At 37.7% G+C, this 13417-nt stretch carries 14 protein-coding genes; 2 read left to right on the forward strand and 12 right to left on the reverse strand.

What is annotated here, in order from left to right:
* Position 1: 1 nt before the first annotated feature.
* A complete protein-coding gene (gene tmk, locus ACR30L_RS15040; protein ID WP_435235061.1) occupies positions 2 to 658 on the reverse strand; it encodes a dTMP kinase in 657 nt (218 codons plus the stop codon).
* Between the two features lie 326 nt (positions 659 to 984).
* Between tmk and ptsG the strand changes: the two genes are divergently transcribed.
* Positions 985 to 2394 carry a PTS glucose transporter subunit IIBC gene (gene ptsG / locus ACR30L_RS15045; RefSeq protein ID WP_435235062.1) on the forward strand — a complete coding sequence of 470 codons (1410 nt, stop codon included), beginning with the start codon at positions 985 to 987 and terminating at the stop codon, positions 2392 to 2394.
* Between the two features lie 646 nt (positions 2395 to 3040).
* Positions 3041 to 3502 (forward strand): methylglyoxal synthase, encoded by a 462-nt coding sequence (locus tag ACR30L_RS15050; RefSeq protein ID WP_435235063.1) that lies wholly within the window; start codon positions 3041 to 3043, stop codon positions 3500 to 3502.
* Positions 3503 to 3716: 214 nt separating this feature from the next.
* On the opposite strand, the gene ACR30L_RS15055 is transcribed toward ACR30L_RS15050, so the two are convergent.
* The 11 genes from ACR30L_RS15055 to yceD all read right to left on the reverse strand — a co-directional run bounded on the left by ACR30L_RS15055 (position 3717) and on the right by yceD (position 13317).
* The gene (locus ACR30L_RS15055) at positions 3717 to 4763 is read right to left on the reverse strand and encodes a polysaccharide lyase family 7 protein (RefSeq protein ID WP_435235064.1); all 1047 of its coding nucleotides are present in this window, start codon (positions 4761 to 4763) and stop codon (positions 3717 to 3719) included.
* Between the two features lie 334 nt (positions 4764 to 5097).
* Entirely contained in the window at positions 5098 to 6093 is a 996-nt protein-coding gene (gene mltG / locus ACR30L_RS15060; protein WP_435235065.1) for an endolytic transglycosylase MltG, read from the reverse strand.
* 7 nt (positions 6094 to 6100) lie between these two features.
* Positions 6101 to 6937, reverse strand: coding sequence for an aminodeoxychorismate lyase (pabC, locus tag ACR30L_RS15065; protein ID WP_435235066.1), 837 nt, complete (start codon positions 6935 to 6937; stop codon positions 6101 to 6103).
* 50 nt (positions 6938 to 6987) lie between these two features.
* Positions 6988 to 8229, reverse strand: a complete 1242-nt coding sequence (gene fabF, locus ACR30L_RS15070; protein WP_435235067.1) for a beta-ketoacyl-ACP synthase II — start codon at positions 8227 to 8229, stop codon at positions 6988 to 6990.
* A 152-nt stretch (positions 8230 to 8381) separates the two neighbouring features.
* Positions 8382 to 8615 (reverse strand): acyl carrier protein, encoded by a 234-nt coding sequence (gene acpP, locus ACR30L_RS15075; protein WP_435235068.1) that lies wholly within the window; start codon positions 8613 to 8615, stop codon positions 8382 to 8384.
* A gap of 157 nt (positions 8616 to 8772) precedes the next feature.
* Entirely contained in the window at positions 8773 to 9501 is a 729-nt protein-coding gene (gene fabG, locus ACR30L_RS15080) for a 3-oxoacyl-ACP reductase FabG (RefSeq protein ID WP_435237919.1), read from the reverse strand.
* An 8-nt stretch (positions 9502 to 9509) separates the two neighbouring features.
* Complete coding sequence (fabD, locus tag ACR30L_RS15085; protein ID WP_435235069.1) at positions 9510 to 10451, reverse strand: ACP S-malonyltransferase; 942 nt, start codon at positions 10449 to 10451, stop codon at positions 9510 to 9512.
* A 150-nt stretch (positions 10452 to 10601) separates the two neighbouring features.
* Positions 10602 to 11561, reverse strand: a complete 960-nt coding sequence (locus ACR30L_RS15090) for a beta-ketoacyl-ACP synthase III (RefSeq protein ID WP_435235070.1) — start codon at positions 11559 to 11561, stop codon at positions 10602 to 10604.
* Positions 11554 to 12594, reverse strand: coding sequence for a phosphate acyltransferase PlsX (gene plsX, locus ACR30L_RS15095; protein WP_435235071.1), 1041 nt, complete (start codon positions 12592 to 12594; stop codon positions 11554 to 11556). The genes ACR30L_RS15090 and plsX overlap by 8 nt, the downstream gene beginning before the upstream one ends.
* Positions 12595 to 12603: 9 nt before the next feature.
* Positions 12604 to 12777 carry a 50S ribosomal protein L32 gene (gene rpmF / locus ACR30L_RS15100; RefSeq protein WP_435235072.1) on the reverse strand — a complete coding sequence of 58 codons (174 nt, stop codon included), beginning with the start codon at positions 12775 to 12777 and terminating at the stop codon, positions 12604 to 12606.
* 18 nt (positions 12778 to 12795) lie between these two features.
* Complete coding sequence (yceD, locus tag ACR30L_RS15105; RefSeq protein WP_435235073.1) at positions 12796 to 13317, reverse strand: 23S rRNA accumulation protein YceD; 522 nt, start codon at positions 13315 to 13317, stop codon at positions 12796 to 12798.
* Positions 13318 to 13417: the final 100 nt, after the last annotated feature.

Raw genomic sequence — 13417 nt, forward strand, 5'->3', positions numbered from 1 at the left:
CTTATTTAAGGCTCGCTAACCAATTATCTAACAGTTTAAATATTGCTTTTTCTACCTGCGCGGGTGATTCACTGCCATCGAGACTAAAAGCATTATCATCACTCGCCACTAACTCGAGAAAAACATGGCGAGTACGTTCAAAAAAACCAATGGCTTGTTTTTCAATACGGTCCAATTCTCCGCGCCCTCTTGCTCGACTTAACCCTAGGGCGGGATCAATATCAATATAAATAGTTAAATCCGCTTTAAAATCCCCAAGAGACACTTGTTTAATATCTTCAATCAATTGCAAGTCAATCCCTCGTCCACCACCTTGATAAGCAAGTGAAGAGTAATTATGACGATCACCAACCACGACACGATTATCGGCTAAGGCTGGCTTGATGATATGCTCAACTAATTGCACCCGAGCTGCATACATTAATAACAATTCAGCTTTATCTTGCAGTACTTCACCCTGCACTTCCATTTTGACAATATCTCTGATTCTTTCTGCTAAGGCAGTGCCGCCCGGTTCACGTGTATAAACCACGTTATCACTGAGAATACCTTTGGATGCAAGCCATTTATTAATATAGGAAATTGCGGTGCTTTTACCTGCCCCTTCTAAACCTTCAATCACAATAAATTTACCGGCTAATTTTTTAAACGCAGACATCTAAGACTTCCCTATTATTTATGTGCAGCTAATTATACGCATTTAACAGTGAAGTGAAAGGAAACAGCAACGGCTCAATTATCGATAAAAAATCGACAAAGTCACAAAATAAACCACTCATAAAACCGCTATGTAACAGAGTGTAACAATACCTTACTGCGAGTTAACAATTGTAACTTAATGACCAACTTGACCGGTTCGACAAAAAGAATAAATCACCTTCTATATACTCCTTTTATCAAATGCGAATCGATTTACTTTACCGTATAGATTTAAGCAAAGTGATTGTTTTACATACTAACCACCTATCCATATGGAGATATATTATGAATATATTCGGAAACCTACAAAAAGTTGGGAAGTCATTAATGCTTCCAGTATCAGTATTACCAATAGCGGGTATTTTACTCGGTGTGGGTGCGGCTAAATTTTCTATATTACCAGATGTCATCTCACTCCTAATGGAACAAGCTGGTGGTGCTGTTTTCGGTAATATGGCCTTACTATTTGCTATCGGTGTTGCACTTGGTTTTACTAAAAATGATGGTGTTGCTGGCCTCGCTGCTGCAGTTGGTTACTTTATCATGATGAAAACTATCGAAGTACTTGCACCTGGTGCAAACACAGGTGTATTAGGCGGTATCGTAGCCGGTGGTATTGCAGCTGCAATGTTTAATCGTTTTTACACTATTACACTACCAGAATATTTAGGTTTCTTTGCTGGTAAACGTGCCGTACCGATTATGACAGGTCTGGTTGCCATTATTATGGGCGCAATCTTATCTGTAGTATGGCCTCCAGTCGGCTCTGCAATTGCAAGTTTCTCTCATTGGGCAGCAAACCAAAACCCAACATTGGCATTTGGTATTTACGGTGTTGTTGAACGTTCATTAATTCCATTTGGTTTACACCATATCTGGAATGTTCCTTTCTTCTTTGAAGCAGGTTCATGTGTAAATGCAGCGGGCGAACAATTAAACGGTGTATTAACTTGTTACCTTTCAGCTGACGACGCAACACGTGCTGCAGGAAATGGCTTTGGTCAATTAGCTGGTGGTTACATGTTTAAAATGTTCGGTTTACCTGCTGCTGCAATTGCAATCGCACACTCAGCTAAACCAGAAAATCGCGCTAAAGTAATGGGTATTATGTTATCTGCTGCATTAACGTCTTTCTTAACCGGTATTACTGAACCGATTGAATTTGCATTCTTATTTGTAGCACCTGTTCTATATGCAGTACATGCGCTATTAGCTGGCTCTGCATTTGTTGTGACTAATATGTTAGGTATCGTACATGGTACTTCATTCTCACACGGTTTAATCGACTTCCTTGTACTTTCAGCTAACGCACAGAAAATGGTATTGCTAGTCATTGTTGGTCTTGTTTATGCAGTTATTTATTACTCAGTATTCCGCATTATGATTAAAGCACTCGACCTTAAAACACCTGGGCGCGAAGATGAAGAAGCAACAGAAAGCGTAAAACTAAATGCTTCTGATATGTCTAAAAACCTAGTCGCTGCATTTGGTGGTAAACAAAACATCGAAAACTTAGATGCCTGTATTACACGCCTTCGTATCACGGTTAAAGATATTAACCTTGTTAATAAAGACGAACTAAAACAACTTGGAGCTGCCGGTGTCGTTGTTTCTGGTAACGGTGTTCAAGCTATCTTTGGTACTAAATCTGATAACTTAAAAACAGATATGGAAGCTTATATAGCAACCATCTAATAAATTATCGATAAAATAATTAATTGATATTTTTAGGGTGATAACCGAATGGTGATCGCCCTTTTTATTTTATTTGGATTATTAAGTTTTAAAACTCCCCGACTGAAAGTGATAGATAATCTCGCATAACTAACCCTTTCAATATAAAAACTATCCTAATTCATAAATAAACTACATCCCCCCTATTTCATACTTAAAATTAAATAAGGTGACAAAGTGTGATATTCATAATACCCCGCTTATTCTTAATGCGTATTGATGGCACAATTCTTACCACTGTTACAGTCATTCAATATTCCTCTTTGATAAATCCATTACGCGATAAAAGCAGCAAGCACATAGACGAGATAAAACGTTTCAAATCAAAAACATCTTAATAAAGTCAGATCAATAAAAAAGCGAACAGAACAACCTAATCACAATATTTGATTACTATAAAACCATGTTAACGAAAAAATTTCCTGTTAAATATTTAGCAGGAGAGTTTAAGAGGACTTTATTACTTCAATTAAAACCATTGCCATTTGTTAACCGTTAGCGTCTAATAATGAATACTTCATTAAATAATGACATTTATACGCGAGATTTTTTATTTGGATAAATTAAGCTTTTAATTTTTATGTACGTTTATTAAAAGGAGTTTTAAATGGAAAAATTAAGACGAATTGCTTTGATCGCTCAACATAATAGAAAACACGATTTATTAGAATGGATTGAATGCCATTATAGTGTATTAATAGGTTACAAACTGATTTCAACTAAACCAATGGGTGATTTAATTGGAAAGGTGATTAACAATAAACTAAATGATACAAGCACCAAAAATTTCGACATCATAAAACTGAAATCAGACGCTATAACTGAAGAACAACAATTAGGTGAAATGATCACAGAAGGTAAAATTGATTTAATTATATTATTGATAGATCCTCTGCAAAGAAAGCCACAAAATACCGACATAGGCGATCTTTTAAAACTTTTACTGCTTTACGATGTTCCGACGGCATGTAACCTTTCGACAGCAACCTTCATGATTTCATCTCCTATTGTTAACCATCTTTTACCATCCGTGGAAAAAAACAACTTAGCATTTATTGAGCTTGATTAATCCCTAGCCATGGTGAACTGCAAATGCATTACCGGCATAAAAGCACATTATCACAGGAATAATAACGCTTGCTACCTAGCGGCAATAATATAAAACTCAAACAATAAAAGAAGTGGATGAAGTAAGAACAACAATGAATATGGCTTTTAAAACCGAATCAGATTTCAAAAGCCACATATTTCAACAATACTAAATAGATATTGGTATAACTTAATTATTTCCCATTAAGTTTTAATGCAGAGAAAGTCACACTATTGTAATCGCCATTTTTCTTATCTGTTTTAAAATCACCAGTACCGGCACAACCAGGTCCCCAAATTGGGTGAGTGTCATTCACGCTACACTGTCCATAAGCACCCGCTTTGTAATAGAAATCATCTTCTGCATAACCAGTTGCAGAATCTTTATCATCAATACCTTTACTTAGATCGATATCATATTTAACTGTTTTGTGTCTTGCGGTTTCAAAGGTCAAATGCATGATAGTACCTTCAACATTTACTTTGTAACTAAATTCTTCGCCTAATGCGATACCCGCTTCACCCGGTTCTGTATGATTTTCCCATGTATTCCCCCAAACTGGATAAGCGATATCAGCACGATTTGGATCTTTCTTCGCTAAATTGCGCTCATAGTTCCAAAAAACTGAACCGTATTGTTGCCCAGGGAATTTTTTGAAGAAAATTTTCAATGGCTCATTACCGTGCCCAAATCCAGTTTTTGCTTCAATTAATTCATTATGTTTTTTAGCATGAATTTGACCAACAACCACCGAGTGAGCAGCATTTCTGCCGGGGTATTTAGCATGTTCAGAGATATGATTTACCCATAGTGTTGCTTCTAGTGTTCCACCAACTGAGCTGTAATTTTCAGCATTAGGATGACTTGAAAGCGACCAGTTATTCATTGGGTCTGATGTATCGATGGAGAAATTAGCACCACGTGGCATTTCACGTAATTCAGAACGTGCATTTTTTGAATTCTTAGTGGTCACGGCTTTGTTTTGTACTTCAAAGACCATGTTACCGTCTTTATCTAGATGAAAGAAATCTTCATGCGAATAGCTCATCATTGCCACGCCTTCAATTTCATCAACGCGCCCATCTTGGTTAATATCCGCCGGAATCGTAATTTTCCAATGAGTCATATCAAACTTATCAGCGGGAACTGGATAAGATACGCCATTATTAGCAACATCGGCTAACACCGCAACAGGTAAGGTAAGTAATATTGAACTAGCGATAATATGTAATTTCTTCATTTTTAAATCTCTCAAGTTATGTAATATTGTCATACATAAGCATAGTAAGTTGCCAAAAGATAAAAAAAAGGGTTTCCAAGCCAAGCTGTAAGATCGATCACATTTTAAATACAAACATTTCAACCAAGATCAAATATTTAGAATTAACAAGGTTTGTTTTATTGATTTTAAGATTTGAAGAGCAAAGAAATAAATAAGAGAGAATGCTGATGGATCATTTCTTTTGTTATAGCTTACTTTTTAATCATACAAATAGTAGGGTTTCATTCGCAGAAAATATATCGAGACGATAACAATTAACCAATCGCTATCAACTCAATATACACACTATTATTTATTTTCCTAAAATATATTTATTGACCGCGCGATTATGCTCAACCAAATTTTTAGAAAAATAAGAACTACCGTCACCTTTACTCACAAAATACAGGTATTTAGTCTTAGCTGGATGTAAAGCAGCGTACAATGCGGCTTCACTTGGCATACAAATCGGTGTTGGTGGTAACCCATTAATACGATAGGTATTATATGCCGTCGCCTCTCGTAGATCGCGACTACGAATACGACCATTATATTTATCGCCCATACCATAAATAACCGTTGGATCTGTCTGTAAACGCATTCCAATACGTAATCTATTAACAAATACCGATGAAATTTTATCGCGATCCGCACTTAGACCACTTTCTTTTTCAATAATTGATGCCAATATCAACGCTTCATAGGGTGTTTTTAACGGTAAATCTTTATCCCGTTCAGCCCATAGTTTTTCAACGACTCGTTGCTGATGTGCATAGGCTTTATTAATAATGTCGAACGCAGACATATTGGCTCGGTAATGATACGTTTCAGGTAATAACAAGCCTTCTAATTTTGACTCTTTACTGCCTAGCTGCTCTAGTATTTCAGCTTCACTCTTATTTAAAGTATTTAAATATTCAGCATTTTTAAGAATCTCGATCCATTCTTTAAAGGTACTTCCCTCAACAAAAGTAACTTTAAATTGATGTTCAACCCCTTGATTTAGCATTAACAAAATATCATTTAAACTAAACCCTTTTTGGAACTCATAGGTACCCGTCTTAATATGAGTTAGTTCAGGATGGATTTTACCCACTAATTTCCACCAATAAGATGTTTCAACAATATTTTGATCAACAAAACCTTTTCCCAAACGTGCAAAATTACTACCGGGATTCACGGTAAACATCATTGTATTTTCAATACGAGGAGTCGTTAAATAATTTTCAACTTTCTGCTGAACAACAACATAACTCACAGTAATTGCAATAATCACAATCAGAAAAAAGATACCTGCTTTCTTAAACATATTTACATTATCCCTCGATTAACATTGTTTTTATTTGCGCTATAAGTGCAAAAGAATCCATTGAATATTCATGTGACTGGCATTTCTTAACAGGAACAATACCCATTAATGCATTAGATAAAAACACTGCATCAGCCTTCAATAAATCATCAACGCTTAGTTGTGTTTCTATAATGGATATATTTGCCAATAATGCAGATTCCATTATTTGTCGGCGCTTAACCCCTTTTACTCCACAACCGTCAAGTTTAGGTGTGCACCATTGATTATTTAAATAAACAAAGACATTAGCGCTGCAGGCTTCAATAACATTACCATTTGTATCACATACGATCCCTTCGATAGCTTGTTGACTCTCAAGTTCACGTTTAATTAGAACTTGCTCTAAGCGATTTAAGGTTTTTAATCCGGCTAATTGAGGATTAATTGCTAATTGTTGTCGACACAAAATAATATCAATCCCCTGCGCTTGCCATTGTTTATAAAAAGCAGGGAAATCATGGCTTGATAGGATACGCTGAGGCGCGTTACACCCTTGAATGCTATAGCCTCTTCCACCTGAACCACGGGTAAGGATGATTTTTATCACCGCATCGGATTTATTCGCCAGCGTTTGAGCTAATAAGACAACTTCATTGGTTAATGCAGTCCAATTAATGGGTGGAAAAAACAACACTTGTGCACCCAGTTTAAGGCGTTTTAGATGGAATTCCCAAAGACACGCTCGTCCATTTTTAACTTTGATGGTTGAAAAAAGCCCGTCGCCATAGGCTAAACCTCGATCTGTTGCTGAAATTTGAGTTGTTGGTATTCCATTAATTAGCATAATTTTTCTTTTAAGCATAAAAAACCCGATCTTGGGATCGGGCTTTATTTTAACAACTTAGATGAAAACTAGATACGTTTAAAGATCAACGTACCATTTGTGCCACCAAATCCAAATGAATTTGAAAGTACGTATTCAAGATGTGCTGGACGTGCTTTACCATCGGTAACGTAATCTAAATCACATCCTTCACTTGGATTTTCAAGATTAATCGTAGGTGGTGCAACTTGATCACGTAATGCTAATACGCTAAAAATAGCTTCAATCGCACCCGCAGCACCTAATAAATGCCCCGTCATTGATTTAGTTGAACTCATCATCACGCTATTAGCCGCATCGCCCCAAATAGTTTTAACGGCTTGGGTTTCAGCAATATCACCCGTTGGCGTTGATGTACCGTGAGCATTAATGTACTGAATATCAGTTGCATTAATTTTGGCATCTTTAATTGCATTTTTCATTGATAATGCAGCGCCAGCACCACTTTCTGGTGGCGCAGTCATATGATATGCATCGCCACTCATCCCAAAACCAGAGAATTCAGCGTAAATTTTCGCGCCACGCGCTTTCGCATGCTCATACTCTTCAAGCACAAGAACACCCGCTCCATCACCCAATACAAAACCATCACGTGATTCATCCCACGGACGACTTGCTGTTTCAGGTGAATCATTACGTGTTGATAATGCGCGTGCAGCAGCAAACCCGCCCATACCTAGTTGGCTAGATGCTTTTTCAGCACCACCAGCGAACATTACGTCAGCGTCACCATATTGAATCATACGTGCAGCAAGACCAATACTATGCGTACCTGTTGTACAAGCAGTCGTTACAGCGATGTTAGGTCCTTTCAATCCTTTATTAATTGAAACATGACCAGAGATCATATTGATAATTGTGGCAGGTACAAAGAATGGGCTAATTTTACGTGGACCACTTTTCTCAAAATTATGCACATTAGTTTCAATTGTTGAAATACCACCAATACCAGAACCAATCGCCACACCAATACGTTCAGCATTTTCATCGTTAACAACTAATCCAGAATCAGTAAATGCCTGCTCCGCAGCAGCAACACCATATTGAATAAATGCATCCATTTTACGCGCATCTTTACGAGGCATGTAATCTTCAGCATTAAAGTCTTTCACAAGACCTGCGAATCTAGTCGCAAATTTTTCAGCATCAAAGTGTTCAATATTTGAAATTCCACTTTTTCCTGATTGAACAGCTTCCCATGATTCATTTACTGTATTCCCAACCGGGGTCAACATTCCTAAACCAGTAACTACAACACGACGTTTTGACACTTTAACTTCTCCTAATTAGGATTAATTTAATTAGACTAACTAAACTTCATCATTCTTTACAATAAGCACTTAGGTAGTCTAACTCTAATAAAAAACAAAAGGCGGTCAGAAGACCGCCTTTAAAAATTCATTTCTCATTCAAAGATGAATGATTAACCGTTGTTAACAACGTAATCGATTGCTGATTGAACAGTAGTGATTTTCTCAGCTTCTTCATCAGGGATTTCTGTATCGAACTCTTCTTCAAGAGCCATTACAAGCTCAACTGTATCTAGAGAATCAGCACCTAGATCGTCAACGAAAGAAGCTTCGTTTTTAACTTCGTCTAGTTGAACACCAAGTTGCTCAACGATGATGTTCTTTACGCGTTCTTCGATATTGCTCATTTTTATTTTCCTTTGTGAATACGCTATTGCGTTAATGGCGCTAGTTTAAGCTATCGCACTTAATTTTCAAGTCTTCTGTAACAGTTAGACTAGGTATAAACGGATTTTAATCAAAAAGGCATTAAATTCCAACTCTTTTTTATGGTTAGGTGAAAACCTACACCATATACATACCACCATTTACATGAATGGTCTCGCCATTAATGTACGCAGCACCTTCAGATGCTAAAAATACTACGGTTGCAGCAATCTCTTTTGGTAAGCCTAAACGACCGGCTGGTACTGCTGATAAAGTAGAGGCACGTTGCTCATCTGTCAATGCTTTCGTCATATCAGTTTCAATGAAACCAGGTGCAACTGTATTAACCGTAATACCACGACTTGCTACTTCACGTGCCATTGATTTAGTAAAACCAATTACACCTGCTTTAGCCGCTGCATAGTTAGTTTGGCCTGCATTTCCCATTGTACCAACAACTGAACCAATATTAATAATGCGACCAGCACGCTTTTTCATCATCGGACGCAAAGCAGCTTTACTCATTTTGAAAATAGGAGTTAAATTAGTTTCAATGATGTCGCTCCATTCATCATCCTTCATACGCATCAATAAGTTATCACGCGTAATCCCAGCATTATTAACTAGCACATCAACAACACCGTATTGTGCTTTAATCGCATCAAAAAGTGCAGCAATGGAGTCATTTTCTGTGACGTTTAATACAAAACCTTTACCAGAATCGCCTAGGTAATCACTAATTGCATTAGCACCGCTTTCACTCGTTGCAGTACCAAGTACCGTTGCACCTAATTCAGCAAAATTTTCAGCGATAGCACGTCCGATACCGCGACTTGCGCCTGTTACTAATACAACTTTATCTTTCATACTCACTATTATTCTCCTTTTACAGCAGCTAATGCTGCTTCAAGTGTCGCAGTATCGTTAATCGCTTGAGCCTTAAAGCTTTTATCAATACGACGCACCAAACCACTTAATACTTTACCTGGGCCTGCTTCAATCTGTAGTGAAATGCCATCTGCAGCCATTTTAGTCACAATCTCAGTCCAACGTACTGGACAAAATAATTGACGAACTAACGCATCTTTAATTTTTTCAGCATTTGTTTCAGCAACAACATCCACATTATTAATCACCGCAATTTCAGGTGTTTTAAATTCAATATCCTGTAATGCAATTGCTAGCTTATCTGCCGCAGGTTTCATTAATGCACAATGTGATGGTACAGAAACGGGTAAAGGCAATGCACGTTTAGCACCAGCTTCTTTACATAAAACACCAGCACGTTCAACGGCAGCTTTATTACCAGCAATAACAACTTGACCAGGTGAATTAAAGTTAACCGGAGAAACGACTTCGCCTTCCGCCGCTTTTTCACAAGCTTCAGCAATTGCTGCATCATCAAGACCAATAATGGCATACATAGCACCAACACCAGCCGGTACGGCTTGCTGCATTAGCTGTCCACGTAACTCAACTAACTTTACTGCATCTTTAAAATCAATCACACCTGCACAAACTAACGCAGAATATTCACCTAAGCTATGCCCAGCAACAACCGATGGCTTTTCGCCGCCTTGTTGTGCCCAAACACGCCAAATAGCGACAGACGCCGCTAATAATGCAGGTTGAGTTTTATCGGTCTGATTTAAAGCTTCAGCAGGGCCTTGTTGTACAAGCTCCCATAGATCATAACCTAATGCATCGCTTGCTTCTTGATAGGTATCAATAACAACAGGAAATGTTTCAGCAAGGTTGGCTAACATTGCCACACTTTGTGAACCTTGTCCTGGAAAGGCAAATGTAAAGTTTGTCATTTTTATATTTCCTAATGGTTTATTTATTTAATGCTGTTTCTACTTAATCGTAGCTAAAAACCACTGCCTTTATAACAAAATAGACAGTAAATGCTTAGGGTTAAGCTGTTTACTGTCTAAATAAAGACGAACTAAGTAGCGACTTAATAATTACATACGAACGAGTGCACTACCCCAGGTAAAACCGCCACCGAATGCTTCTAACAAGACTAATTGTCCTGGTTTAATCTTTCCACTACGAACACCCTCATCAAGTGCAAGTGGAACCGAAGCAGCAGATGTATTGCCGTGTTTATCAAGGGTAACAATAACTTGTTCCATAGGCAGGTGAAGCTTTTTAGCTGTTGCTGTAATAATACGAACATTGGCTTGATGCGGCACTAACCAATCTAGTTGTTCTTTTTCAATATTATTAGCCGCTAATGTGTCAACTACAACTTGACTCAACTTTTTAACTGCAACTTTAAATACTTCATTACCAGCCATATACATATATGCATCGTTCACTGTATCTGCATTGCCACGCTTGGCATTAGGCAATTTTAATAAATCCGCAAAACGACCATCTGCATTCATATGTGTAGATAAAATACCTTCATCTTCCGAAGCTGTTAGAACAGCTGCACCAGCACCGTCACCAAATATAATAATAGTGCTACGATCCTCTGGATCACAGGTGTTTGCTAAGGCATCGGCACCGATCACTAAAACATTTTTAGCACTGCCTGCTTTAATAAATGTATCAGCCACACTCAATGCATAGGTAAAACCAGCACAGGCTGCAGAAACATCAAAAGCTGGGATATCATAAATGCCCAATAAATTTTGCACTTCACAGGCCGCTGAGGGGAATGCGTTTTGATTACTCGTTGTTCCGACAATAATCAAATCTAAATCTTCAGCATTAATATTTGCTGCCTCTAATGCTTTTAAGCCAGCTTCTTTACCCATAAAGGCAATTGTTTCTTGTTCGTTAGCGATGCGACGTTCTTTGATACCTGTACGCGTTGTGATCCATTCATCACTAGTATCAACCATTTTTTCCAAATCATCGTTCGTACGTATCGCTGCTGGTAAATAGCTACCAGTACCTATAATTTTGCTATTCATGTGCTAAACAATCTCGCTCTAATAAAACAGCTTCTAACTTGCTGGAAATACAAGTTGGAATCTGCCACTGGATCTCTTTTATGGCTTGTTCAATAGCATAAGTAAATGCAACTTCGTTTGCACCCCCATGACTTTTAACAACAATACCGCGTAAACCAATCAAACTTGCTCCATTATACATATCTGGATGCAAATGTTTTAGTTGCTTTTTTAAAATTGGATTCAATAATTTACCGAGTAATTTGCTATAAATATTGACATTAATCGCTTTATTTAATTGCTCGAGAAATACCAGTCCCATTCCTTCATAACTTTTCAAAGCAATATTGCCACTAAAACCATCGGTCACAATGACATCTGCCACACCAGAAAAAAGCTCATTCGCTTCAACAAACCCTGTATAATTTAAATGTTTTGTCTCATCGAGTAATCCCGCACACTGTTTAATAACATCGGAACCTTTATTACTTTCTTTACCAACATTCAATAACGCGACGGAAGGTGTTTTTATCTGTTCAACTTTTTCACACAACACGCATCCCATTATTGCGAAATTAAATAATGCTTCGCTATCACACTGTAAATTAGCACCTAAATCAAGTAAATAGGTGTGTCCAGAGGCATTATTTGGTAAGCCAGAAACTAATGCGGGACGAGAAATACCAGGTAGCATTTTAAGGGTGTGTTTTGCTAATAACATTAATGCGCCAGTATTACCAGCACTCACGCAGGCATCAGCTTTCCCCTTTGCAACAAGATCTAAAGCAACATGCATAGATGTGCCTGAAACATGGCGTAATACATAAACGGGGTTATCTTCCATCGCAACAAAATTATCAGCATGAATAAATTGCAAACGAGGATGATCAAAAAGATGATGTTTTTTAAGCAAAGGGAGTAATTGAGCCTGATCACCAACAACGATAAGTGATAACTCTGAATATAACTGAAGTGATTTTGTGGCAGCTAAAAGAGGAATATGGGGGCCGAGATCGCCCCCCATGGCATCAAGCGCAATTGTGAATTTACGCAAAGCAATTACTTACTTTTCGATTACTTGCTTGCCTTTATAGAAGCCATCAGCAGTAACGTGATGACGACGGTGAGTTTCACCTGACGTAGCATCAACAGTAAGTTGAGCTGGAGCAGTTAATGCATCATGTGAACGACGCATGCCGCGTTTTGAACGAGTTTTACGACTTTTTTGTACAGCCATTTTAAAAATTCCTGCTTGTTACTTGCGCTTTAGCTGAGCTAGAGCATCAAATGGGTTGGGACGCTGTTCTTCTTCATCAATTTCACCAAAGGTAAGTTCGAAGTCATTGATTTTACAATCCTCAATTGCATGTTTAGCAATTTGCGGAAGTGTTAAAATCAACTCATCTTCTACAACCTGATGAAGATTTACCTCTCCATTTTCATCATAGTAAATGGGTTCATAGGCGTCTGGTAATTTATTTTCCTGTTCCTGGTTATGAACTGGACAATACGTAAATTCAGCATCACACTGATAAATCATAGGTTCATTGCACCGTTGACAAAGAAGCTCTACTGCGACACTTGCTTTACCATGAAATATTCTCAACTTTTGCTGATCAACTTCAAATGAAAAAACCGTGTCGATATCAGATTGGATACTGATTGTTGACTCTGCTAATCTGCTTAAAAGCGCTTTTGGAATTCGGGCATCTAGCTCCAAATGCTTTTGTGCAGCGCGAACAGGATCAACGCTAATCGGTAATTTAACCTTTTGCATAGGCGCGAATAATATAGATTGCTGTCAATATAGTCAAAGAAATAGTCAAAGAAATAACGATTTTTTTATTAACTTATCGCTTTCTTATTTTTCACCCCAT

This window comes from Psychromonas saccharinae, assembly GCF_051201515.1.
Lineage (GTDB): Bacteria > Pseudomonadota > Gammaproteobacteria > Enterobacterales > Psychromonadaceae > Psychromonas.